Source organism: Thermasporomyces composti (genome assembly GCF_003386795.1).
In the GTDB taxonomy this organism is placed as follows: Bacteria; Actinomycetota; Actinomycetes; order Propionibacteriales; family Actinopolymorphaceae; genus Thermasporomyces; species Thermasporomyces composti.
This window is the reverse complement of sequence record NZ_QTUC01000001.1, coordinates 2,118,844-2,142,983: the sequence shown is the minus strand read 5'-3', so window position 1 is coordinate 2,142,983 and position 24,140 is coordinate 2,118,844. Positions and strand designations below refer to the sequence as shown.

The window sequence follows — 24,140 nt, the reverse complement described above, 5'->3', positions numbered from 1 at the left end:
GCGGTCTCAGCGCGGCGTCACCGACGCGTGGTGCACGATTCGGGCGTTCGCCCCAGGGCACCCCTGGATCGCATAGGCACGGACGCTGTCCCGCTCGACCACAATCGCCACCTGGACGGGACGGCCGTCGAGCTGGCCCGCGGTCACGTCGAGTGGGCTCCCCGCCCCCGCCTCGTCCAGGACCCGCTCGACACAGCGGTTGGCGCTGCCCGCCACACCGGGCTCGTTGCCGGACAGTCCGAAGCCCTCCCGGGTCGGCGAGCTGCCCGGGGGACGGGCCTCGACCAGCCGGCTGACCTCGTCGGCGAATCCATCGGTGGAGAGCGCGGGCACCGTCGAGTGCGTCTTGAACGCGAAGGTGCGCGGCGCCCGGGTCGAGGGCGCGGTGGTCGTGGGGCTCGGGGTCGGGGTGGACGACGTGGGCGGGTTCCCGGCGACCGTCGTCGTGTCGGGGGTCAGAAGGCCGCGGGCGACCACGGCGCCGCCGGCGAGCACGGCCACGCTCGCAGCGGCGGCGAGCACCAGCCGTGCCGGGCGAGCCCACCGGTCGGAGGTGCGCCGGCGACCATCCTGCCGGTCTCGGTGGGCTGGTTCCGTCTGACCAGGGGTGCGCCGTGTCTCGGCGGTGCGGAGAGAGACCACGCCGGTTCGCTCCGCCCGTGCCCGCGACTCGGCCGCGAGGGCGGCCTCGAGACGCTCCGCGACCTCGTCGGGCATCGGGAGCGGTTCTGCACCCGCGTGACGCAGAAGGGCACGCACCTCGAGGAGAGCATCGCGGGCTCGCGCGCAGGTCGGGCAGCCGCGCAGGTGCGCCGCCACCCAGGCTTCGTCGTCCGCCGGGAGCAGACCCTCGAGGAAGTCGGCGAGGAGGTCGTTGCCGACGTGACTCACCGTCACCTCACCTCGCCTCCTGGTGGTTCGTTCGCGCGTCGACGCCCGCTCGCCGGGACGCTTGGACGATCCGCCTCCGTCCGCGGACCGTTCCTCGGCACGCGTTGGACGTCAGAGGACCCCGCGGGGTTCCCGGTCTGTCCGTCACTCCGCGCGCTGGTCGTGGCTTGCCCAGTGGACCGCGTGGGCCGCAGGTGACGCAGGAGGGGTGCCAACTTTGCCCGACCACGGGCACACCGGCTCTTGATCGTGCCAGGTGCGCAGTCCAAGATCCGCGCCGCCTCCTCGACCGAGTAGCCCTCCATGTCGACGAGGACGATCGCCGCGCGCTGGTCGGCGTTGAGGGCGTCGAGTGCGGTCATGACGTCGAGGCGAAGCTCCTCCGCCTCCGCGGGATCCGGCTGGCCGGCGGAGGCGAGCTCCGGGGCCCGGTCGTCCTCGGGGAGAGGGTCGGCAGCGCGGACCGCCCGGCGGCGCACGCGGTCCAGACAGGCGTTGACCACGACCCGGTGCAGCCACGTGGTGACCGCTGACTCGCCACGGAACTGGCCGGCGTTCCGGAACGCCGAGATCAACGCTTCCTGGAGCGCGTCGGCGGCTTCCTCCGGGTCGGCCAGCGTGCGGAGCGCCACGGCCCAGAGGCGGTCACGGTGCCGGCGGAACAGCTCGGCGAACGCGTCCGGGTCGCCGGCGACATGCCGCTTGAGGAGTTCCTTGTCACTGGCGCCGTCACCGTTGGTAACGGCCCCGGGCGTCCTCGTAATCATTGGCGTACGACTATCTCGGCCACGCCTCCTCGGTACTCCGACCCCTCGGGTGGCAGCTTGGTCATCCAGACGAGCAGGTACCGGGTGCGGACCGGCTTGTCGAACTCGATGGTGACCTCGCTGCCTGCCCCGGTCACCGACTCCACCGTGCGCCATTCGTCGGCGGTGGCCGGCGGCCCTACCGCGTCGTCCGGTGCGACGCGGATCTCCAAGTCGGTGCCGTTGCCGAGCAGCTGCAGCTCCACACTGCCCACGGACTGGACGCTGCCCAGGTCGAACCAGATACCGACACCGGGCTTCAAGCGCCCCAGCCGAGGATCGCCGCGATAGCTCATCGTCGTCCAGACGGTGGAGGGATCACCGTCGTACGCCTTGTCGACGTCCTCGGGGTGCTCCTCGCCGTCGCTCCCCGGCGACGGGTCGTAGTCGCGGGCGGCGGCGATCTCGATCGGAGTGCCCGGCTCAGCTGCGTCGCGCGTGGCGGAGGGCTCCGCGCTCGCCGAGCTCGATGGTGTCGATTGGGGCGGGCGGAACGCCTGGCTCATGAGCTGCCACGCGAAGAGCCCCACGCCGCAGAGCAGGACCAGTCCGACGAGGACGCCGGCGATGTGAGACCACCGCGGACCACGTCGCCTGGCCGGGGGGTACGGACGAGCGGCCGGCGGACGGGGTGGCGGGTAGGAGCGGACCGGGACCGTGGGTTGCGCGGCGGGGTAGTCGGACACCTGGTCGCTGTTCCAGCGACCCGCGCCATTGGGCCCACCGACGTCCACCGGCCGGCCGCCGACCTGGGTGGGCTGGTCGGCGTAGGAGGGGGGCCGAGGCGCGACGGGCGGCGCCGCGATCGTCGGGTCGAGGCTCGGGTCGGCGGGAGGAGGAAGGACGCCTTCGAGCGGGGTGGACCCCACGACCTCGGTGAGCGCCATGGCGATCTCCCGCGGCGCCGTCAGTGGGTCGCCACTGCGGGGCTGATCGAGCAAGATGCGCTCGGTGATCTCGTCCAGCGGTCGTGGCACGCCGGCGCGGACCTGCCGCGGCAGGAGCAGGCTGCCGTCAGCAGCTCGCGGGGCCGCGTCGAGTCCACAGAGCGGTCCGGTCGGCCACCGTGCGGTGAGGGCGGCGTAGAGCAGCCGGCCGAGACCGATCGCGTCAGCCCGCGCCGGATCAGTCTGACTGGTGCCCCCACTGGCATCGAGCGCGGCTTGCGTGGCGAGTCCGACGATCTTGACCGCGCCCGAGTCGGTGATGAGCACGCTGTCGGGGTCGAGCCGCTCGTGGGCGAGTCCCTGGTCGTGGGCGTTGGCGAGGGCCTCGGCGACCTCCCGCACCAAGAGGCCGGCTTGGTGCGGCGGCAGTGGTCCGTCCGCGAGCACCGTGGCCAAGCTGCGCCCCGCCACCCACTCGCGAACGACGTAGGCGACACCGTCGTCACGGAGTGCGTCGAGCACCCGGAGGAAGCGCACGTCGGTGGCGGTGGCGGCACGGCGTGACGCCTCGAGCAACGCGTCCGCTCGAGGGTCATCAGCAGCCAGTACGTAGACAACTACGGACCGTGACAGAACCTCGTCGACCGCGCGCCAGGTCTGTGCAACGCCGCCGTCGCCAGGAGTCTCGGCGAGAAGCTCTGCGACCCGATAGCGGCCGGCGAGGGTGACGCCCGGGTCGACATCAGTTGGATGCACGGCCCTCCTGCTCGCCGAGGGGACACGTGGTCCCATACCGTTGGGCTTGCGACCCCATGCTAATGCCCCACGCATTGTTCCGCTGGCACGGTGACGCGAGAAGTGGTGGGTCGCTCGCCGGTGTTGGGCGCGGTCCAGTGGACCCGTCGCGAGATTCGACGGATCGGACTCGCGATTCGTTCCCCTCCTGTGGTGTGCCTCGCGCCGCTCGTGCGCGCACCGGCACGCCCTGACGCAGCGGCCTGGCCTGAACCGGTGGGGATCAGGGCGACGTGACATCCCCCGCCACACGGATCCGCCGCGACCGCATGTCGACGGCGACAGCCGGCCGAACCCCCCGACCCTCAGTGGGTCGCCGACCTCCCGAGACGCTGTCGCGCGACGTCGAGCAGCTCGGTGATCTCACGGACCCGGAAGGACCAGCTCAGCGCGAGGTACCCGGCACCGAGGACGACCCCGCCGCTGACGAGCGCCACCACCGGGCTGACAGCGCCGTCGAGGCTGACGTTCACCAACCGCGCCACGCCGAACGCCGCGGCCGCCGCGAGCAGGCCCGCCGCACCGGCCCGCAGGTACGTGCTGGCGAGCCGGCGACCGTCCACGCCGTGGATCCGCCGGCGCAGGACCGCCAGCGCGAGGAGGAAGCCGACCCAGTACCCGACGCCGTAGGCCCCCGCGATCCCGACCGTCTTCCACTGCACTGGGAGCACGGCGTACGCCGCGGTCGCGCACGCGATGCTGGTGGCGACCACCACGACCTGGATGAACACCGGAGTGCGGGTGTCCTCGTAGGCGTAGAACGCGCGCAGCACGACGTGGTGACTGGAGAAGCCGACCAGGCCGAGGGCGAATCCCATGAGCACGTACCCCATGAAGCGGGCGCTCGGCTCCCCGACCTGGCCGTAGTTGAACAGCGTGACGGTCAGCTCGGGGCCCAGGGCGAGGAAGGCGTAGGCGGCCGGGATGATCGCCACGGCGGTCAGCCGGAGCCCTTGGGAGAGGTCGGCCCGCACCTGTGCTGGGTCGTTGTCGGCGGCCGACCGACTCATCCGGGGCAGGAGCGCCGCCACGATCGAGACCGTGATCACCGAGTGCGGGAGCATGAGGATGAGGTACGCGTTGAGGTAGGGCGTCAGGCCGTACCCCGTGTCGTCACCGAAGAGGCGGAGCGCCTCGGCTCCCACGCCCGTGGTGAGGCGAGTGGCGACGAGGAACCAGACCTGGTTGACGACGACGTATCCGATCGTCCAGATCGCCAGCCGACCGGACTTGCCCACGCCACCGCCGCGGAAGTCGAACCGCGGGCGCAGCTGGAAGCCGGCGCGGCGCAGCACGGGGACCAAGCACAGCGCTTGGACGGCGATACCCAGGGTGGATCCCAGGCCCAGCAGCGCGACCTCGCCCCCGGTGATCTCCTCGGGCGTCCTGGCGTCCGAGACGACGATGAACGCGGCGAAGACGGCGATCGAGACGAGATTGTTGAGGACCGGGGCCCACATCATCGGGCCGAACCGGCCGCGCGCGTTGAGGATCTGGCCGAAGATGACGTAGAGCCCGTAGAAGAAGATCTGCGGCAGGCAGTACCACGCGAAGACCACCGCGAGGTCGAAGTAGGGCCGGTTGGCCGGCTCCTTCAAGTCGCCGCTGGCGTACAGCCCGACGAGCAGCGGCGCGGCCACGACGGCCACGACGCTCATGCCGGCGAGCACGAGCGCGGTGAGCGTGAGGAGGCGTTGCCCGAACGCCTGGCCGTCGTCCGGGTCGTTCTTCATCGCCCGGACGAGCTGGGGGACGAAGACCGCGTTCAGCGCGCCACCCGCGACCAGGATGTAGAGCGAGTTCGGGATCGTGTTGGCGAGGTTGAAGGTGTCGGCGAACAGCGCCGTGCCCAGCGCCCAGACCAGGACCAGGCTGCGCAGGAAGCCGGTGAGCCGCGACACGATCGTGCCGAGCGCCATGATCGCGCTGGCTCTCAGGAGGCCGGAGCCGCGGGACTGGGGCTTCGACTGTGTGGCGGTGTCGGTGCTCACCGTCGTGCTCTCGTCACGTCCTATCCCGGGTCGATGGCGCCGGAGCGACCGCCGGATCGGTCTGGGTGGGCCGCTCGGTGCCATTCGGACTCGTCTCGTGCGCTGTGCCACGCGGAGCGCCGCCTGGAGGGTCAGGTCGTGCGGTGTCAGCCGGCTGGGAACCGGCCAGGTGGGTGCCCGTCGGTTTGGTCGGCTTCCTGTCGGTCCGCGTCGTGCCGGATGACCGCGCCTGGCTCTCCTCGGCGTCCGTGAGCGTGTCGTCGGACAGTGTGACGGATGGGCTGGGCGCGCTCTCCGAGGTGGTCTGCTCCGTCAGGTCCGCGCTCCCTGGGGGAGTCGCTGCCGGAGGTGCGGGCTCTGCGGGAGTCGGGGGTTCCGTCGCGGTTCCGGCCTCGGCCGGGTCGACCGGCGTGCCGCCTGCTCGACGTCGCCGCAGGGCGGAGTGGACGCTGCGGTAGATCCGCGTGCCCGCGGCCAGCGCCATGAGTCCGAGGCCGACGCCGATGATCACCCAACCGACCTGACCGTAGCCGCGGACCTGGACGGGGAAGGAGACCGGGGGTCCGAAGACGATGCCGGACGGCGTGGCCAGCCGCGCCTCCATCTGGATCGCCTGACGGGCCACCTTGCCGGACGCCGCAGCCGTCACGCTCACCGTCACACGACGGTTCGGATCGACCCGCACCGACTCGATCGGCGCGACGTCGAGCAGCTCGGGGTCCCGAGGCTTGACCTGCAGCCGTACCCGCACCGGCTCGTCACCGCCGTTGTAGATGGTCACCGGGAAGCGTCCGGTTTGACTGGAGAGGGTGACGAGCCGCGGTGGCACCACCGAGACCTTGCTGATCGCCGACTGGAGGTTGCCGTCCATGGTCTCCACGAGGTGGGCGGCCTGCAGGGGATCACGGCGCCACGCGGTCGAGGTCCCCCGCAGGAAACCCAGGTCGAGCGCCGGCTCGGACGCCTCGGGCTCGGCGAGCAGCTGGAGCATGGTCTCGGTGGTCGTCGAGAGCTGCCGCAGCTCGCTGATCACGCTCGGGTGGAGGGTGCCCTGGCGGTCCGCGCGAGCCAACGGTCCGCCGTAGGCCGTCGGCGCTTGCGACAGCAGCGCGGCCGCCGACACCGGTCGCAGCCACGTCATCGACTCGACCGCCCTGAACAACGTCTGCCCGGACGGGCCGGGGTTCCAGTTCCGCGGGAACGCCGCGACGACCCGGCGCAAGGGGGTGGGGCCGCCGCCACCGTCCTGCATCGCCAGCAGCGCGGTCTCGCTGAGGAACCGCTGCTGGACGTGGACCGGCGAGCTCTGGCCGGCAGGACCGCCAGCGGTGAGGTTGGTGTCGACCAGCAGGGCGGTGAGCGCGCCCTCCGGCGTCGCGAGTGACGCCACCGGGCTGGAACCGTCCGCCGGGAGTCGTGGGAGGGCCTCGCGGTTGAGCAGGACGGTCTCGCCGCCGCTGGCCGCGATCGTCTCGAGCATCCCGGCGTCGGCGCGCCCGCCGCTCGGCCAGCTCACGGTGCCACTCGCGCGGTACTTCCGGACGGCGTCCGCGGCGACGTCCATCGCTCGCTGGTAGCGGTCGGTGAGCTGGTACTGGTGCAGGGTGGGCAGGTCCGGGTCGGCGTACGGAAGGAACAAGGTGTGGTGGGCGGCCAGCACGCCCCGCGCCCGGTTGAGCCAGCGACGGACGTCCGCTGCCTGGTCAGGCCCGATCCACACGCCGGCGGAGGTCGAGTAGCCGTCAGCCATGCGCTCGGCCTCGGCGAGCAGCTCCGGGTCGACGACGAAGGTGAGCCGGTGGTCCGAGCCGAGCTCGAGCAGTCGGCTCAGGCGTCCGTCCGTTCCGAACTCGTGAGGGTTGGGCGTGCCGTCGGCGACCGTCGTGCCCGTGACTCCGTCACTGCCGGTGAACGTGTCGCCCGCGACGAGGCTGGGGGCGCTGGTGAGCGGGAGGAGGAAGGAGACCTCGACCGGCGTCATGGTGGTGCCGCGGGGCACGTATGGCAGGAACGTGCGGGCGCGCCAGGTCTGTCGTGAGCTGGAGAACTCTGGGGTGCCTCGGACGTCGACGCCGACGACGTAGACGCCCGCCGCCCCGAAGGGGAGGTCTTCGACGGGGACCTCGACCCGGAAGGAGGCCGTACGCCCTGGACGCAGTCGTTCGGTCACCTCGTCGACGAGGCTCCAGGGTTCGTCGACGCGGAGACCGAGCCGCTCGCCGGGCCGTTCCCGGGCCGCCGCCGCCAGCTCCTGACGGGTGGTGAGAGGTGTGTCGTGGAACCACAACATCGCGTTGACCGTGGTCAACGCGACGTCACCGGTGTTGACGATCCGCCCGCTGATCCGGACCTGCCGGGTGCGCTCGTCGACGACCGGGGTCATGGAGTCCAGGTAGACGCGGACCTGGGGCTCCTGCGCGACGGCACGACTCGTCCCGGCTGCCAGGACGCCGCTGAGGGACAGCGGGACCGCCAGGAGGGCGCCCACCACGGCCCGCAGCAACCTCGTCCGACGCGGCACCCCTCGATGCTAATGGTGATGGCTGGCGAGCCAGAGCGTAGAACCGGGAGGAGGTCTCCGACCGGGAACGTCCGCGCACGCGGCGCAACCGTCCGACGGGTCCGACGCCACTCTGAGTTCTTTTGTGGCGCCCTCTTGTGAAGTCGTACGCTTGCCTCCCGTGCCCAAGGACCGCCTGAGCGAGGCGCAGCGTCGCGGCGTACGCGAGCTGTTGCGCATCACGCCTGTGATCGACGAGCTCGGCGCTCGGTTCCGTGCCGCCGGGGAGGAGATCGCCCTGGTGGGCGGCTCGGTCCGGGACGCCTTGCTCGGTCGGCTCGGGACCGACCTCGACTTCACCACGAGCGCTCCACCCGAGCGAGTCGAGCGGCTGCTCGCCGGTTGGGCCGACGCGACATGGGACATCGGGCGCGCTTTCGGGACGATCGGTGCGCGCAAGGGCGACTGGAGTGTCGAGATCACGACGTACCGCTCCGACGTCTACGAGCCCGACAGCCGCAAGCCCGAGGTGACGTACGGCGACTCGCTCGAGGGTGACCTGGCTCGTCGTGACTTCACGATCAACGCGCTGGCGGTGCGGCTGCCCGACCGGGTGTTCGTGGACCCGTACGGGGGTCTCACCGACCTGGTAGCCGGGGTCATCCGGACGCCGGGCCGGCCGGAGGACTCCTTCAACGACGACCCGTTGCGCATGCTGCGGGCCGCGCGGTTCGCGAGCAAGCTCGGCTTCGCGGTGGCGCCGGAGGTCGTCGACGCGATGCGGCGGATGGCCGACCGGATCACGATCGTGTCGGCCGAGCGGATCCGGGACGAGCTCGTCAAGCTCATCCTGGGCGACCACCCGCGGGCCGGGCTGGAGCTGCTGGTGGACACCGGGTTGGCCGACCACATCCTGCCTGAGCTGCCCAAGCTCCGGCTGGAGGTGGACGAGCACCACCGCCACAAGGACGTCTACGAGCACACGCTCACCGTGCTCGAGCAGGCCATCGCGCTCGAGCATCGCCTGCCGGGCGGCGGTCCGGACTTCATCACCAGGTTCGCCGCCCTCATGCACGACGTGGGCAAGCCCAAGACACGTCGTTTCGAACCCGGCGGAAAGGTGACGTTCCACCACCACGAGGTGGTCGGGGCCAAGATGACCGCCAAGCGCATGCGGGCCCTGCGGTTCCCGACCGACCAGATCGAGGCGGTCTCTCGGCTCGTCGAGCTCCACCTGCGCTTCCACGGGTACGGCACCGGCGAGTGGACGGACTCCGCAGTGCGTCGGTACGCCCGCGACGCCGGCCCGCTGCTGGACCGCCTCCACATCGTGACCCGCGCCGACTGTACGACCCGGAACCGGCGCAAGGCGGCGGCACTCCAGCGCGCCTACGACCATCTGGAGGAGCGGATCGAACGGCTGGCCGCGGAGGAGGAGCTGCGGAACATCCGTCCCGACCTCGACGGCAACGAGATCATGGAGATTCTCGGCATCCAACCGGGTCCGCTCGTCGGCCGCGCCTGGAAGCACCTGCTGGAGTTCCGCCTCGACAAGGGGCCGCAGGACAAGGAGACCGCGCGGGAGGAGCTGCTGCGGTGGTGGCGCGAGCAGCCGGAGTACCAGGAGGCGCACGACCAGCGTTGACGGCCAGCGCTGGAGCCTTCGCGGACACGCGTGCGTGTCCGTGTTCGTCGCCGAAACGCCGAGGCAGCGGTGACGTCGGGGCAGGTGCTCGGGGTGGCGTCGGGTGGCTCCGGGTCGGACTCGACAGCCCGACGCCGGAGCCAGGGTCTTCGCCGTGGTGAGCTCTAGCGCTCGACCTCGCCGCGGATGAACCGCTCCACGAGCTCTCGAGCCTCGTCGTCGGGGTACTGCACGGGCGGGCTCTTCATGAAGTAGGACGACGCCGACAGGATCGGTCCGCCGATCCCTCGGTCCTTGGCGATCTTGGCGGCCCGGATCGCGTCGATGATGATCCCCGCGGAGTTGGGGGAGTCCCACACCTCGAGCTTGTACTCGAGGTTCAGCGGCACATCGCCGAAGGCCCGGCCCTCGATGCGGACGTACGCCCACTTCCGGTCCTCGAGCCAGGGCACGTGGTCGCTGGGACCGACGTGGACGTTGCGCTTGTCCAGCTCACGCGGGATCTGGGAGGTGACCGCCTGGGTCTTGGAGATCTTCTTCGACTCCAGCCGGTCGCGCTCCAGCATGTTCTTGAAGTCCATGTTCCCGCCGAAGTTGAGCTGGAAGGTCCGGTCGACTACGACACCGCGGTCCTCGAAGAGCTTGGACAGGACCCGGTGCGTGATCGTCGCGCCGACCTGGCTCTTGATGTCGTCCCCGATGATCGGCACCCCGGCCGCCTCGAACTTCGCCGCCCACGCGGGGTCGCTGGCGATGAACACCGGGAGCGCGTTCACGAAGGCCACGCCGGCGTCGAGAGCGCACTGCGCGTAGAAGCGGTTCGCCTCCTCGGAGCCCACCGGCAGGTAGGACACCAGGACGTCGGCCTCGGACCGGCGCAAGACGTCGACGACGTCGACAGGCTCGGCGTCGGACTCGACGATGGTCTCTCGGTAGTAGCGGCCCAGGCCGTCGAAGGTGGGTCCACGGCTGACGGTGACGCCGGTCGGTGGCACGTCGCAGATCTTGATGGTGTTGTTCTCGCTGGCCACGATCGCGTCGGCGAGGTCCTGGCCCACCTTCTTGCTGTCCACGTCGAAGGCGGCGACGAACTCCACGTCGGAGACGTGGTAGGGGCCGAAGGTCACGTGCATCAGACCGGGGACCCGCTGACTCGGGTCGGCGTCGCGGTAGTAGTGGACGCCCTGGACCAGGGAGGCCGCGCAGTTCCCGACACCGACGATGGCGACCCGTACTGGCTGCGAGCTCATCACGTTTCCTTCCTTGGTGATGCCGCGCGTCCGGCCGCCACTTCGGTGGCGTCTGGCTCGACGTGCGGCGTGGACGGGGTGAGGACTGGCGCCTCACGCGGTCAGGTGGCGACCCCGTTGTCCGGTGCCGCGAGGTCGTGACGCGGGGGGCCGGGCGTGGTGGTGCTGGTCGTGGTGGTGCTGGTCGTCGAGGTGGTCGTCGTGGCGGGACCTCTGCGCCGCTCCGAGGCGATGAGACGGCTCAGCCAGCTCATCTCCCGCTCCACGGACTCCATGCCGTACCGCTGGAGCTCGAGGGCGTAGGCGTCTCTGCGTTCCTGGGTGCGCTCGATCTGGGCGCGGACCCGCTCCAGTCGTTCCTCCAGACGGCGCAGCCGACCCTCGAGGATGCGCAGCCGTACCGCGGCGTCGGTGCGTGCGAAGAAGGCGAAGTGGACCCCGAACCGCTCGTCGTCGTCCCAGGCGGCTGGACCGCCCTCGGCGAGGTGCTCCGCGAACCGCGCCTGGCCTTGCTCGGTGATCCGGTAGACGATCTTGGCCCGCCGGCGTGACCCGGACGCCGTGGTGTCCTCGCTGATCCAGCCCTTCCTCAGCATCGCCTTCAGGCAGGGGTACAGAGAGCCGTACGACAGGGCTCGGCTCCAGCCGAAGAGGGCGTTGAGCCGCTTGCGGATCTCGTAGCCGTGCATGGGCGCCTCGTTCAGCAGACCGAGCACGGCCATCTCCAAGACTCCGCTCCTGCGTGGCACGTCCTCGCCCCCTCTGTCTCGCTCGTCCTCGCTCGTCGCGGGCCAAGCCGGCTCCGGTCCGGTGGGGACAACCGGTCACGCCAGACCTCGGCCGAGGATCCGCTCGATATATCGATCCGATACATCGGACCGACATGTCGCGACGATACGTCGGGGAGAGCCCAGGCGCAAGACTCGGGTACCTCAGCAGACGGCTTCCTCGGTTGCCTCACCACCGAGGGCGCCCGACCGCCGCAGCGCGCTCGAGGAGCGGCGAGTCGCTTCGACGCGCGGCCTCCTCTGCCGTTCCGCGGGATGGTCTTCTTCGGACGCAGGGTGGCCCGGCACGAGGTCGGATCCGGTCGGGAGGCGACCGTGTGTGGCCATCCGAGGTGGCGACGGTCACACGCGGACGGTCATGACCTTCCACCACTTCGGGCAAAGGCCGTACCCTCAGTGGCATGTGGTCCCAGCGGTCCGTCGTCGACTACAGCTTGCAGCGCAAGGCGACCCTGCGTGCGCTGTTTCGAGGTGGCGCGACCGTCATGGACGACGTCTGCGATGCCGATCCCTACCTCTTGCGGGCGGCCAAGTACCACGGGGAGCCCACGGACCAGCTGTGTCCGGTGTGCCGCAAGGAGCAGCTCACTCACGTCACCTACGTCTTCGGTGACGAGCTGGGTCAGTACTCCGGTCGAATTCGGCAGACCCGTGAGCTCGAGGCCATGGCCCGCCAGCACGGCGAGTTCCGGGTGTACGTCGTCGAGGTCTGTCAGGGGTGTGGCTGGAACCACCTGACCTTGTCGTACGTCCTTGGTGACGGTGTTCCTCGTCGGCCACCCCGCCGGCAACGGACGGTGGAGGACGAATACCCCTAGACCGGACACTCTGCCGTACCCTTCGGTAGCGTCCATCGCTACCGACTGAGACCTCGGGACGCCACTGTGACGCGGAGCCATCGTGGTGGTGACGACCACCGAGCCACGCCTGGTGCGCGGCACGCCTACTCGCCTGACGACACGGACACGGGTGACGACGGCGCTGGTTACGGGGAGGCTGGTTACGGGGGCGCCGGCTACGGGGGCGCCGGTCACGGGAGAGCCGGATACGCGAGATCCGGTTACGAAGGCAGCGGTCGCGACGGCACCGGCTACCACAACACCGGCTACCACAACACCGGCTACGACGACACCGCCTACCACAACACCGGCTACGACGACACCGGGTACGTCCGGACCGGGTACGTCGGCAGCACGAGGCGCTACCGCAGTTCCCACGCCGGTCAGGGGCAGGACGCGAGCGGTCGCTGGCACGACGACACCGACATCGACGTCCTCGCGCCACGCTCCGGACTGCGTCGGGGTGACCCCGGCTCGCCACGCGACGTCGGGCTGACGGGGCGAGCGGCGTCCACCCGGCCGGGGGGTCACGGTGGGGGGCGGCGGGGTGACGAGATCGACCCAGACGGGCGACGAGCGGGGGGCAAGGGCGGGAGGAGGCGTCGACGGTGGCGCAGAGTTCTCGCCGCAGCGTTGGTCACCAGTTCGGTGCTGCTGCTCGCTGGAGTCGCGACGTTCGTCATCCTCTACGTCAGAACGCCGATTCCCGATCCCAACGCTGAGCTCAACGCCAACAAGACCACCCTCTACTACCAGGACGGCTCCACGGTTCTCGGTGGCTTCGCGGTCCAGAATCGTGTCTCCGTCCCGCTCGACCAGGTTCCGCGGCACGTCCAGGACGCGGTGATCGCCGCTGAGAACCGCACCTTCTGGACTGACAGCGGGATCTCGCCCACCGGCATCATTCGCGCGGCGTGGAACCAGCTGCGCGGCGGCTCCAAGCAGAGCGGTTCCACGATCACCCAGCAGTACGTCAAGAACTACTACCTGACCCAGGAACAGACCTGGTCACGCAAGATCAAAGAGCTGTTCATCACGCTGAAGATCCAGCGGCAGCTCTCGAAGCAGGAGATTCTCCAGCACTACCTCAACACCAGCTACTTCGGCCGCGGTGCGTACGGCATCGAGGTGGCGGCCAACGCCTACTTCGGGAAGCACGTCCAGGAGCTCACCCCCCACCAGGCGGCGGTGCTGGCCTCGTTGCTGCGGGCGCCCTCCAACTACGACCCGGCGGCGAAGGAGGGCAACCTGGAGCGCTTGGAGGGGCGTTACCGCTACGTCCTGCGTGGGATGGCGGAGATGGGGGTCATCCCCACGTCGGACGTCGAGGCGCCCCTTCCCAAGATTCGGCCCGTCGCGGACAAGCGCACCTACGAAGGCCCACGCGGCCACCTGCTGGTCCAGGTTCGCAAGGAACTGCGCAAGATCGGCTTCACCGACCAGCAGATCGAGACCGGTGGCCTCCAGGTGACGACCACCTTCGATCCACACGCGCAGAAGGCGCTGGAAGAGGCAGTCCGCAAGCACTTCCCGAAGAAGAACGCCAAGGGTGTCTACGTCGGTGTGGCCGCGGTTCGCCCCGGCACCGGTGAGGTCGTGGCGATGTACGGTGGCCGCGACTACCTCGAGCGCCAGTTCAACGACGCCACCCAGGCCAAGCTCCAGCCTGGTTCGACGTTCAAGCCGTTCGCGCTGGCCGCCGCGTTGGAGCACGGGGTCTCGCTCGAGAGCCGGTTCGCCGGGAACTCGCCGTACAAGCTGCCCGACGGCGACAAGGTCAACAACGAGTTCAACCGCGACTACGGCAAGTACGTCGACCTCGTCAAGGCGACCCGCGACTCCATCAACACCGCGTACGTCGACCTCACGGTCAACGCGATCTCGCCCAAGGACGTGGTCGACGCGGCGCTGCGCGCTGGTGTCCCGCCGGACACCCCAGGTTTGGAGGCGCATGCGAAGGTTTCCCTCGGCTTCGCCTCCGTCTCCCCCGTCGACATGGCCAACGCCTACGCCACCTTCGCGGTCGGCGGTCGGCGCGCGACCTGGCACGTCGTAGCGGAAGTGCGGGACCGGAGCGGCGCGGTCGTCTACCGCAACCCGGAGGAGACCACGGTCGAGTTCGACAGCCGGGTCGTTCGGGACGTCAACTACGCGCTCCAGGAGGTCGTCCGGCGTGGCAGCGGTGAGCGGGAGGCGAAGCGCGTGGGACGCCCGGCGGCGGGCAAGACCGGTACGCACGAGGACGAGACCGCCTGGTTCGTGGGCTACACCCCCCAGCTGTCGGCGGCGGTCGCCTTCTACAAGGACTCCGACGGGGACGGGGTGAAGGAATCGCTGGACGACGTCGGTGGCATGAACACGTTCTTCGGCGGCGGCTATCCGGCCCGCATCTGGGCGGCGTTCATGCGCGCCGCCTTGGCTGGCGAGCCGGTGCAGCACTTCGCCCCGCCCGCGCACGTCGGCGAGCCGGTGAACGCCACGCCGACGCCCACGCCCACCTCCGACGGTGGACCGAGACCCACCGCGTCGCCGGGTTCTCCAGCTCCCCAGCCGACGGCGCCGGGGCCGACAGGACGGCCCACGCAGCCGCCCCCGCCTCCGCCGCCACCACCTCCGCCACCGCCGGACCCTGACGACCCTGACCCGGAACCGGAGCCACGGCCCACCGAGACTCCACGGCGGGAGCCACCACAGCCGAGGCCGAAGCCGCGGCCGACCGTGCCCGCTCCGACCCCCACAAAGACGTGGCCGGCATCGTGACCTTCGCCTCCTGAGGCCTCCCCGGTCGCACGGCACGACGTGCGATGCCGCGGGTCACCGCATCCCGGTCGAGGGACAGGGGTCACGTCGCCGAGCAGATAGGGCACCATTGGGCCCGGGAGGGGAGCGGACCTCGTCGACGCCGCGTCGCTGGTCCGCTCTGGGGGGAGCGGACCGTCCCGGTGGGGGCGCGATCAGGGAGCACGGAGGTGCGGTGAGCAGGAGCCCGTCGCGGGAGGATCCGCTGGTCCGCCTGGCGACCGCCTGGATGGGCGGGCCGATCGGTCGGCATGCCCTGGTGGGGGTATCCCGCTGGACACCGCTTGCGGTGGCCTTCCTCGTCACGACCGCGCTCTTCGTCATCGGCCTCATCCAGAAGGCGCCGTGTCACGCCGAGGGGTGGCCGCGAGAGTCAGGCATCGCGTTCAGCCGGCTCTGCTACAGCGACGTCGCCTACCTGTACCGGGAGCGCGGGTTCGCTGAGGGCGCCATCGCCTACCTCGACCGTGGCGACTACCCGCCGCTGGAGTACCCCGTCCTCACCGGCGTCGTCATGCAGGTGACCGCCTGGGTCACGCAGGCGTTGAGCGGTCCCGACCCGGTCCGAGCGAGCGTCCTCTTCTTCGACCTGACCGTCGTCCTGCTCTTCGTCTGCGCGCTCGTCACGGTCTGGGCGCTGACCAGAATCCATCCGCACCGCCCGTACGACGCGATGTTCGTCGCGGCCGCGCCCGCGCTCGCCTTGGCCGGCACGATCAACTGGGATCTCGTGGCGGTCGCGCTCTCCACCTGCGCGATCCTGGCCTGGGCCCGCTCGCGGCCCGTCGCCGCCGGCGTCCTCCTCGGCCTGGGCGCGGCGACCAAGTTCTACCCCTTGCTCCTGCTCGGTCCGCTGCTGGTCCTGGCGTTGCGGGTCGGTCGGATTCGCTTGTGGGCGGCCACGTTCCTGTCAGCGCTGGCGGTCTGGCTTGTGGTCAACGTGCCGTTCATCGTCCTGGCGCACGACAGCTGGCTGACCTTCTGGACGTTCAACTCCGAACGACAGGGCGACTTCGGCTCGGTGTGGTACGTCCTCGCGCTGGCCGGGCACCCGGTGGACAACCTCAATGCGATCTCTCTGGCGCTGTTCGCTCTCGCCTGTCTCGGCATCGCGGCGCTGGGTCTGTACGCGCCGCGCCGACCCCGGCTCGGTCAGCTCATCTTCCTCACCGTCGCGGCGTTCCTGCTGGTCAACAAGGTGTACTCCCCGCAGTACGTCCTCTGGATGCTGCCGCTGGTGGCGCTCGCGCGACCGCGGTGGCGAGACTGGTCGATCTGGCAGGGCGGTGAGGTGCTCTACTGGGTCGCGATCTGGCTCCACCTAGCCGGCAGCATGACGCCCCCCACCGAGGGAGCCCCAGACCGCACCTACTGGCTGGCGGTTGCTGTGCGGATCGCCGCGACGTTGGTTCTGTGCGCCGCCGTCGTCCGTGACATCCTGCGTCCCGCAGCCGATCCAGTGCGCGCGAACGACAAGGCCGACGACCCCGCCGGTGGACCTTTCGACCACGCTCCCGATGCGGCGTGGGTTCGGCGCCTGGTACGGCTCGGCCGGCCCGGGCGAGCGCCCTTGGAGGAGGGGGTCGCACCGTGACAGGGCGTCGGCGATCGGACGAGCCACCGTCGCGGGGAGGGTCGTGGGGCCCGCCGGAGTGGCCGCGAGGTGAGGGGACGCCGGAGGGAGTTCCACCGAGTCCACCGGCGCGCCGTGCCGGTGGCGACAGGTCCCTGTGGGGTGCGCCGCCCCTGGGTTCGAGCGGGGGTGCCGAGCGGCAGCCCCGGGAGCGCCACGAACCGGCTCGGCCAGACCTGGGACCGCCGGCTGGAGCCGTCCCGCCGCCTTTCGACCTCGACCCCTTGACTCCCCCACCGCTGGTCCCCCCGGCGCTGGAGGACGCGGGGTTGTGGGACGAGGAGCCGTGGAACCTGCCGGAGACGCCGTGGACGGAAGAGCCTCGGACTGGGCCGCACCCAGGATCACTCGAGGGTGTCCGAGGCGAGGGAGCACGCCCTGGGTGGAGTGCCTCGTGGAGCGACACGCAAGGTGGCGTCGTCCCCGTCGGTGACGACACCCTCGGACGGGTTGACGATTCGCGGGGATCGTGGAGCCCAGGTGCGGCTGGCGACACCGGAGGGCGCAGGGCTCGCCGCACGCCCGAGACGTCGGCGCCGGGAGCGCCGCCGGGCCCACCAGACGCTGGGGTCGGTGGAGCGTCCTCCTGGCGAGAGGGCGGCCCGGGCCTCGAGACCTCCTGGGACTGGTCGAAGCCTGCTTTCCCTGGAGGCTCCGAGATCACCTGGACAGGTCTCGACGTCGGTCGGGACCCGGCGCGTGGGTCGAGCGAGGCCCGCGGATCCCGCGAGGACCGTCCCGCGTGGCGGAACCAGTCGTGGAATCTCGAACCGCTCACCGGGCAGACTCCCCTCGACGCGCCAAGCGGGCCGGCGACTGGTCGGCACCCGGGCGACCCAACCCCGTCCCCCCATGAGGCAGACTGGGCGGCCGCGCGTCACGGGGGCCCCGGCTCGTCGAGTCCGGGCACGCCGTTCGACGAGCCGGTGACGACGACGCACACCAGCTGGTTCGGCGAGCCGCCGTCCTCCCACCACGGAGGTCACGGCTGGGATCGCCCCACGACGCGCGACACCGCGTCCGGTTCCACAGACCTGTGGGGGGAGAACGTGAGGTGGCACGACACCACCAGGACGAGCGAAGGGCGAGACGATCCGAACCTCACGGATCCCAGCCTCACCGTCCCGAACCTGGGAGACCCCAACCTCACGGAACCCAACCTCGTCGGCCCTCCGCTCGGCGGCCCTGATCTCGGTGACGCTGACCTCGCGCGCCCTGATCGTCCTCGCCGAGGCCGCACCGATCCCGACCTGACCGATCCGGAGCTGACCTCCGTTACCGACCCGGACCAGACGCCTTGGCCGACGACTCTACCGCCGGCGGCGTCTCGACCCCCTGCCAACGAGGACCTCACCGGAGGTCAGCGAGAGGGCGAGAGCTCGCGGGGCGACGCTCCGGCACGTCCCGACTCCGCCTCGGCTGCCGCGCCGGCCCCGCCATCGTCACCACCCGCCGGCGCGCTCTCCGCGCCGTCGCGATCGGCTGACCGACCGGACACCACGACCACGGACGACGAGGACGTGACCGCGGTCCGGCCCGCGGTGCCGAAGGACGAGCCGTCGGCGTCGGGATGGCGCTCTCGGCTACGGTCCCTCCCTCTCCCGTCGTGGCTCAGGCTTCCGTCGTGGGTCAGGCCGCGTCCCCAAGACCTGGAGGTCCTGGCCTGGTGGGTGCTGACCAGGCTCGGGGTGCTCCTCGTGGCGCTCACCGCGCCGTGGGTGTTCCACGGCGAGGGGAAGGTTCCTCCCTTCCTCGAGCGCTGGAAGCAGTGGGACTTCTGGCACTTCGACCATATCGCTCGTAACGGCTACTTCGACCCGAACTGGGAGGATCCGGTCGAGGCGTTCTTCCCAGGGCTCCCCATGCTCATGCGGCTGGGCCACCTGCTCGGTGTCCCCTCCGTCGTTGCCGGCCTCGCCGTCTCCTTCCTCGCCGGTGGCGTCGCCGCCGTAGCGCTGGCGCGGCTGGCGGACCTGGAGTGGGGCGAGGGGGCCGGGCGGCGCGCCGCGCTCATGTGGATGGTCGCTCCGCCCGCGATCTTCCTGGCCGCCCCCTACACCGAGTCGCTCTTCCTCGGCTTCGCGATCCCGGCCTGGCTCGCGGCGCGTCGCGGCCACTGGGGTGTGGCCACCGTCCTCGCCGCCGGCGCGTCGAGCGTGCGGGTGTCCGGCCTCTTCCTCGCCCTCGCGCTCGTCGTCGAGTTCCTCACCTCGCCGAAGCGGCGGGAGTGGATCAACGGCCTGTGGCTGATCGTCCCCTTCGTGCCGCTCCTCGCCTACATGACCTACCTGCGCATCCGCACCGGCGACTGGCTGCGGTGGTACCACGCGCAGGAGGAGGGGTGGTACCGCGGCTTCACCGCACCCCACGAGGCCTTCCTCCACACGTGGAGCGCCGCGACCGGGCGGCTGAAGTTCGCCAACGTCACCGACGCGATGCAGGCCAACTTCGAGTGGATGTTCCGCGCCGAGCTGGTCGCCATGGTCGTGGGTCTCGTGGTCACCGCCGTCCTGCTCGCGCTCCGCCGTTGGAGCGAGGCCACCTGGATCGGCGTCCAGGTGGCGGCGTTCGCGTCGTCGTACTGGTTCTTCTCCGTGCCGCGCGCGACGCTGCTGTGGTTCCCGCTGTGGATCGGCCTCGGCGCCCTCGCCGTCCGGTGGGTGTGGGTGTGGCGTGCCTACCTCATGCTGGCCGTGCCGCTGTTCGGCGTGTGGGCGGCCGCGTACGTCACCGGCCGATGGTCGGGCTGAGCCGGCTGACGGACTCACCGACGACGAACGGCTTCACTCCGGTCCGGGCTCACTCGAAGACGATCCGGTCGAACCTGGTGAGCGTCATGCCGACGTTGACGGGCAGCTCGGTGCCGACTTCGGGCGGCGGCACCGACGCGGGCAGGAACACCACGCTCACCTGCATGTGCGGCGGCTCGGCGAACCACCGCCGCTGCCCTGCCACCGTGAACGGCGACAACGCACGGCCGGCCGCCTCCAGGCTGCTCACCGCGAGCACCCGAGCCCGCGTGCGCAGGTCCTCGACGTGGCTCGGCGCCTCGAGCGCGACGCCGTGAGAGGTTCCACCGCTCACCACCAGCAGGTGACCGTCGCCCGGCACTCGTCGCTGTCGGTAGCCGAACCGGTCCCCACGGCGGACCGGGTGCACCTCGAGCAGCTCCGCCCGCGCCTGGTACGCCTCCCGGTCCGACAACCACAGCTTGGTCCCGACTCTCGGCCGGATCTCGACCTCGGGGTTAGCGGAGCGTAGCTCCGCCAGCTCCTCGGGCGTGACGTGGGAGACCCACAGCCGCTCCAACGGCGCCCCGGCGTCGCGGATCCGCTCGATGCACGTGTTGATCTCCGCCACGTGGTCGCCGAAGCCGGGCAGCGGCAGGTGCAACGCCCATCCCTCGCAACGCACTCCGTCGAGGAGCTTGGCGACGGTCGCGAGGTCCTCGGTCGGGATGCCGTGGCGTCGCATCGAGGAGAACAACTCCACCACGACGCGAGGCTCGCCGGGCCCGTCGGAGAGCACGATCAGGTCGGCGAGGCGGCTCACCGTGTGGATCACCCGGGACGGGTCGACCTCACCGGCGCCGGCGGTCCGCTCCTGGAGGCGCTGGATCTGCGCGGAGCGGATCGGGGTGAGGACGAGCAGGTCGCCGGGAAAGTGGTCGGCGACCTCGGCCAGCTCTTCCGGCGTGCCGACGGCGAGGGTGTCGACCTCGAGCCGGGCGGCCTCGCGAGCGAGGTTGGCGAGCCCGAACCCGTAGCCGTTCCCCTTGGCCACCGGGACGATCCGAGGGTAGGAGGCGACAACCTGGTCGAGGTGTGCCCGCCAGCGGGCGGTGTCGACGTACAGCGTGAGCGCCATGAGTCATCCCCGACGTCGCATGTAGAGGTCGAAAGCCGAGTACAGCAGGCGGGAGATCGGCAGGTCCCACTCGCCTAGGTACTCCACCGCCTGGCCTCCCGTGCCGAGCTTGAACTGCAGCAGACCGATGTGCGGGTCGTTCGGGTCGAGGGTGTCGGTGATTCCCCGCAGATCGTAGACACGGGCCCCCACGGCGAGTGCATCCTGGATCATCCGCCACTGGATCGCGTTGGAGGCGCGGACCTCCCGCTTGTGGGTTGACGACGCGCCGTAGGAGTACCACACGTGGGTGCCGACCCGGACCCCGATGGTCGCCGCTACGAGATCGCCCTCGTGGTGGGCGAGGTACAGACGGAACCGGTCCGGGTCCTCGCCCGAGAGGGCCTTCATCATCGTCTCGAAGTACGACAGCGGCCGGGGTGTGAAGTGGTCACGGCGCGCGGTGTGGACGTACAGCTCGTGGAACGCGGGCAGGTCGTCGAGGCCGCCGTAGGTGACCTGGACTCCCGCCTTGGCGGCCTTGCGGATGTTGCGGCGCCACAGCTGGTTCATCCCGGCGAGGACGGCTTCCTCGTCACGGTCTTCGAGCGGGAGCTGGAAGACGTAGCGGGGTTGACCCACGGCGAAACCGCTCGTCGTCTGCGCTGGCGGCCGCCACCCGAGAGCGCGCAGCTGCTCGGCGACACCGAGCGCGATGTGGTCGGTGTGGTCGGCGGGCACCTCACCCAGCCGGCGCGCGTTCCCTTCCGCCAGGGCGGCCTTGACGGTCGCCGCTGACCACCGCCGGGTCACGACGGGCGGACCCATGCGGACGCCGAAGGCGCCCTGGGAGCTGAGGTGCTCGACGAGCGGGGTGAGCCACCGGGACAGGTCGGGGTCGCTCCAGTCGATCACCGGACCCTCAGGGAGGTAGGCCAGACTGCGCCGCATCTTGGGCAACCTGCGGTACAGGACGAGCCCGGCGCCCAGCACCTTGTCACCGTCGGCCTCATCGACCCACCCGATCGACTCCGACCGCCACTCCCGCTTGACCACTCCCCACGCGGGTGTCTGCAGAAAGCTCGCCGAGTCGAGGGTGTTGAGGAATGCCAGGTGTTCCTCGGGGGTGAGGGTACGAACGCGCAGAGCCACGCAGGCGAGGCTACCCGGCTCCGCAGCGCCGTGGGGCAGGCCGGGCAAGCCAGCGAGGAGCGGTCACGCAGCGTCGAGCCGCTCGCGAAGCCAGGCGATGTCGGCGGCTTGTCCCTCGGCACCGCCGGGGGTCTCCACGATCGCCGGTGCGCCGGCGGCCCGGACGACCGCGACGAGGTCCTCCGGTGCGATCTGGCCGGACCCGAGGTTGGCGTGCCGGTCGCGCCCCGAGCCGGCGGCGTCCTGCGAGTCGTTGGCGTGCACGAGGTCGATCCGTCCGGTGATGCTCTTCACCCGGTCGACGACGGTGGCGAGCTCCTCTCCACCGGCGTGGAAGTGACAGGTGTCGAGGCAGAAGCCGACCATGCCGTCGGTGTCCGCCGCGCTGACGGCTTCCCACAGCCTGGCGATCCGTTCCAGGCGACGAGCCATGGCGTTGTCGCCGCCGGCGGTGTTCTCGATCAAGAGGGGACAGCGGATCTCGAGCCGTTCGACGCATTTGCGCCAGTTGTCGAAGCCGGCCTGCGGGTCGTCGTTCTTCAGCACGTGGCCGCCGTGCACGACCACGCCGCGGGCGTTGATCGCGGCGGCGGCGTCGAGGGTCTGCTGGAGCAGCTTGCGGGACGGGATGCGGATCCGGTTGTTGGTCGTCGCGACGTTGATCACGTACGGCGCGTGGACGTACAGCCCGACACCGGCCTGCGCGGCGGCCGCTGCCAAGGCGTCCGCTCCGCCGGGGTAGGCGATCACCGGACCCTTCCAGCCCTGAGGGTCGCCGAGAAAGAACTGCGCGACGTCGGCGGAGCGGCGCCGCGCCTCCTCGATGGGGTCCTCCTGGTCGACGTGAGCGCCGAGGGGCACGCTGGTCATGCCCCGACTGTAGGAGGCGACGCGGACACCCCGCCGCCGGCCCGCCGTCGTCGGTGGCCGATCATGGTGAGCCGAGGACGACGCGCCGCCGGGACCACGCCGGGTCGAACTCTCACCGCACGGCCGACACGTGGGCGCGTCGCGGCCCGCCGGGACGAGGTGCTAGAGAGTACGGGCGCGGGCGTGCGGGTTAGGTGCGGGCCGGCCGCGTCGGCTATCCTGGGCCGCTGCGCCGCGATCGTCCGTCGACCAGCTCACGACAACCCCGCGGCGAGACGCACGCCCTCCTGCCACGGAAGGACCGTGGCCGCCCGAGTCCAAAGGAGGTGGAGCTTCGCATGCGTCGCTACGAGATCATGCTGATCCTCGACCCCGACCTCGAGGAGCGCACCGTCGCGCCGTCGCTCGAGCAGTACCTCTCCCTCGTCCGCCAGGGTGGCGGCACGGTGGAGAAGGTCGACGTGTGGGGTCGCCGCCGGTTGGCGTACGAGATCAAGAAGAAGTCCGAGGGCATCTACGCGGTGATCGACCTGTCGTGCGAGCCGTCGGTCGTCCAGGAGCTCGATCGTCAGCTGTCCCTGAACGAGTCGGTGCTGCGGACTAAGGTCATTCGACCAGACGCCCGCTGAACAGGAGACGACCATGGCAGGGGACACCGTCATCACGCTCGTCGGCAACCTGGTCGACGACCCGGAGCTGCGTTTCACCCCTTCTGGTGCGGCGGTCGCGAACTTCCGGGTCGCGTCGACACCGCGTACCTATGACCGTCAGGCCGGTGAGTGGAAGGACGGCGAGACCCTCTTCCTCACCTGCAACGTGTGGCGGCAGGCGGCGGAGAACGTCGCGGAGTCGCTGCAGCGTGGCATGCGGGTCATCGTCCAGGGACGGCTGAAGCAGCGGTCCTACGAGACTCGCGAGGGTGAGCGCCGCACCGTCTACGAGGTCGAGGTCGACGAGGTGGGTCCCAGCCTGCGGAACGCCACGGCCAAGGTCACCAAGACCACGCGGTCCCAAGGTGGCTTCGGTGGCGACGACCCGTGGCAGACGCCCGCGGCTGGTGGCGCTCCCCAGGCCAGCGACCCGTGGGGCGGTGGCCCGGCGGGTGGCTCGTACGACGAGCCGCCGTTCTAGCCGCACCACCCATCGAGCCAGCACCCGTGACCATTCCCGCCTCGCGCGGGGCTCGTGAAGGAGCACCACGATGGCCAAGACTGCTGTTCGCAAACCGAAGAAGAAGGTTTGCGTGTTCTGCAAGGAGAAGATCTCCTACGTCGACTACAAGGACACGACCCTGCTGCGGAAGTTCATCTCCGACCGCGGCAAGATCCGTGCGCGCCGCGTGACCGGCAACTGCACCCAACACCAGCGTGACGTCGCGACCGCCATCAAGAACGCTCGCGAGATGGCGCTCCTGCCGTACACCAGCACGGCCCGTTGACGAGGAGGTC

Annotated in this window: 18 protein-coding genes; 8 read left to right on the top strand and 10 right to left on the bottom strand. The window is 70.6% G+C overall.

Going from position 1 to position 24,140, the window contains the following annotated elements:
• Positions 1-6: 6 nt before the first annotated feature.
• The 5 genes from DFJ64_RS09275 to DFJ64_RS09255 all read right to left on the bottom strand — a co-directional run bounded on the left by DFJ64_RS09275 (position 7) and on the right by DFJ64_RS09255 (position 7,891).
• Complete coding sequence (locus DFJ64_RS09275) at positions 7-897, bottom strand: anti-sigma factor family protein (protein WP_115850105.1); 891 nt, start codon at positions 895-897, stop codon at positions 7-9.
• Positions 894-1,658, bottom strand: coding sequence for an RNA polymerase sigma factor SigM (gene sigM / locus DFJ64_RS09270; protein ID WP_115850104.1), 765 nt, complete (start codon positions 1,656-1,658; stop codon positions 894-896). The genes DFJ64_RS09275 and sigM overlap by 4 nt, the downstream gene beginning before the upstream one ends.
• Positions 1,655-3,340 carry a protein kinase family protein gene (locus tag DFJ64_RS09265; RefSeq protein WP_170152561.1) on the bottom strand — a complete coding sequence of 562 codons (1,686 nt, stop codon included), beginning with the start codon at positions 3,338-3,340 and terminating at the stop codon, positions 1,655-1,657. The genes sigM and DFJ64_RS09265 overlap by 4 nt, the downstream gene beginning before the upstream one ends.
• A gap of 344 nt (positions 3,341-3,684) precedes the next feature.
• Positions 3,685-5,370 carry a murein biosynthesis integral membrane protein MurJ gene (gene murJ, locus DFJ64_RS09260; protein WP_170152560.1) on the bottom strand — a complete coding sequence of 562 codons (1,686 nt, stop codon included), beginning with the start codon at positions 5,368-5,370 and terminating at the stop codon, positions 3,685-3,687.
• Between the two features lie 13 nt (positions 5,371-5,383).
• Positions 5,384-7,891: a DUF6049 family protein gene (locus tag DFJ64_RS09255; protein ID WP_147304656.1), complete on the bottom strand. Its 2,508-nt coding sequence runs from the start codon at positions 7,889-7,891 to the stop codon at positions 5,384-5,386.
• A 175-nt stretch (positions 7,892-8,066) separates the two neighbouring features.
• Here DFJ64_RS09255 and DFJ64_RS09250 point away from each other — a divergent pair, with 175 nt between their 5' ends.
• The gene (locus DFJ64_RS09250; protein ID WP_211310805.1) at positions 8,067-9,515 is read left to right on the top strand and encodes a CCA tRNA nucleotidyltransferase; all 1,449 of its coding nucleotides are present in this window, start codon (positions 8,067-8,069) and stop codon (positions 9,513-9,515) included.
• Between the two features lie 164 nt (positions 9,516-9,679).
• Here DFJ64_RS09250 and DFJ64_RS09245 read toward each other — a convergent pair whose 3' ends face one another.
• Positions 9,680-10,765: an inositol-3-phosphate synthase gene (locus tag DFJ64_RS09245; RefSeq protein WP_115850099.1), complete on the bottom strand. Its 1,086-nt coding sequence runs from the start codon at positions 10,763-10,765 to the stop codon at positions 9,680-9,682.
• Between the two features lie 101 nt (positions 10,766-10,866).
• Positions 10,867-11,514 carry a PadR family transcriptional regulator gene (locus DFJ64_RS09240; RefSeq protein WP_115850098.1) on the bottom strand — a complete coding sequence of 216 codons (648 nt, stop codon included), beginning with the start codon at positions 11,512-11,514 and terminating at the stop codon, positions 10,867-10,869.
• A gap of 440 nt (positions 11,515-11,954) precedes the next feature.
• On the opposite strand from DFJ64_RS09240, the gene DFJ64_RS09235 reads away from it, so the two are divergent.
• From DFJ64_RS09235 to DFJ64_RS09220, 4 genes are all read left to right on the top strand, one after another.
• Positions 11,955-12,371 carry a DUF5318 family protein gene (locus tag DFJ64_RS09235; protein ID WP_115850097.1) on the top strand — a complete coding sequence of 139 codons (417 nt, stop codon included), beginning with the start codon at positions 11,955-11,957 and terminating at the stop codon, positions 12,369-12,371.
• 66 nt (positions 12,372-12,437) lie between these two features.
• Positions 12,438-15,152 carry a transglycosylase domain-containing protein gene (locus tag DFJ64_RS09230; RefSeq protein ID WP_115850096.1) on the top strand — a complete coding sequence of 905 codons (2,715 nt, stop codon included), beginning with the start codon at positions 12,438-12,440 and terminating at the stop codon, positions 15,150-15,152.
• A 214-nt stretch (positions 15,153-15,366) separates the two neighbouring features.
• Positions 15,367-16,785, top strand: coding sequence for a glycosyltransferase family 87 protein (locus tag DFJ64_RS09225; RefSeq protein ID WP_245941030.1), 1,419 nt, complete (start codon positions 15,367-15,369; stop codon positions 16,783-16,785).
• 1,709 nt (positions 16,786-18,494) lie between these two features.
• The gene (locus DFJ64_RS09220) at positions 18,495-19,574 is read left to right on the top strand and encodes a mannosyltransferase family protein (protein WP_245941029.1); all 1,080 of its coding nucleotides are present in this window, start codon (positions 18,495-18,497) and stop codon (positions 19,572-19,574) included.
• Between the two features lie 49 nt (positions 19,575-19,623).
• Here DFJ64_RS09220 and DFJ64_RS09215 read toward each other — a convergent pair whose 3' ends face one another.
• From DFJ64_RS09215 to DFJ64_RS09205, 3 genes are all read right to left on the bottom strand, one after another.
• A complete protein-coding gene (locus tag DFJ64_RS09215; RefSeq protein ID WP_115850095.1) occupies positions 19,624-20,691 on the bottom strand; it encodes an alanine racemase in 1,068 nt (355 codons plus the stop codon).
• A gap of 3 nt (positions 20,692-20,694) precedes the next feature.
• Positions 20,695-21,822, bottom strand: a complete 1,128-nt coding sequence (locus DFJ64_RS09210) for a lipid II:glycine glycyltransferase FemX (protein WP_115850094.1) — start codon at positions 21,820-21,822, stop codon at positions 20,695-20,697.
• Between the two features lie 63 nt (positions 21,823-21,885).
• Positions 21,886-22,692 (bottom strand): deoxyribonuclease IV, encoded by an 807-nt coding sequence (locus tag DFJ64_RS09205; protein WP_115850093.1) that lies wholly within the window; start codon positions 22,690-22,692, stop codon positions 21,886-21,888.
• A 338-nt stretch (positions 22,693-23,030) separates the two neighbouring features.
• Here DFJ64_RS09205 and rpsF point away from each other — a divergent pair, with 338 nt between their 5' ends.
• From rpsF to rpsR, 3 genes are all read left to right on the top strand, one after another.
• Positions 23,031-23,321 (top strand): 30S ribosomal protein S6, encoded by a 291-nt coding sequence (gene rpsF / locus DFJ64_RS09200; RefSeq protein WP_115851941.1) that lies wholly within the window; start codon positions 23,031-23,033, stop codon positions 23,319-23,321.
• A 13-nt stretch (positions 23,322-23,334) separates the two neighbouring features.
• Positions 23,335-23,823: a single-stranded DNA-binding protein gene (locus tag DFJ64_RS09195; RefSeq protein ID WP_115850092.1), complete on the top strand. Its 489-nt coding sequence runs from the start codon at positions 23,335-23,337 to the stop codon at positions 23,821-23,823.
• A 70-nt stretch (positions 23,824-23,893) separates the two neighbouring features.
• Positions 23,894-24,130: a 30S ribosomal protein S18 gene (gene rpsR / locus DFJ64_RS09190; RefSeq protein ID WP_115850091.1), complete on the top strand. Its 237-nt coding sequence runs from the start codon at positions 23,894-23,896 to the stop codon at positions 24,128-24,130.
• Positions 24,131-24,140 lie beyond the last annotated feature (10 nt).

Bases quoted from the DNA above. Each gene is read 5' to 3' on its own strand.
- sigM (WP_115850104.1), bottom strand. From the start codon at position 1,658: ATGATTACGAGGACGCCCGGGGCCGTTACCAACGGTGACGGCGCCAGT.
- DFJ64_RS09245 (WP_115850099.1), bottom strand. From the start codon at position 10,765: ATGAGCTCGCAGCCAGTACGGGTCGCCATCGTCGGTGTCGGGAACTGC.
- DFJ64_RS09235 (WP_115850097.1), top strand. From the start codon at position 11,955: ATGTGGTCCCAGCGGTCCGTCGTCGACTACAGCTTGCAGCGCAAGGCG.
- DFJ64_RS09215 (WP_115850095.1), bottom strand. From the start codon at position 20,691: ATGGCGCTCACGCTGTACGTCGACACCGCCCGCTGGCGGGCACACCTC.
- DFJ64_RS09205 (WP_115850093.1), bottom strand. From the start codon at position 22,692: ATGACCAGCGTGCCCCTCGGCGCTCACGTCGACCAGGAGGACCCCATC.
- rpsF (WP_115851941.1), top strand. From the start codon at position 23,031: ATGCGTCGCTACGAGATCATGCTGATCCTCGACCCCGACCTCGAGGAG.
- DFJ64_RS09195 (WP_115850092.1), top strand. From the start codon at position 23,335: ATGGCAGGGGACACCGTCATCACGCTCGTCGGCAACCTGGTCGACGAC.
- rpsR (WP_115850091.1), top strand. From the start codon at position 23,894: ATGGCCAAGACTGCTGTTCGCAAACCGAAGAAGAAGGTTTGCGTGTTC.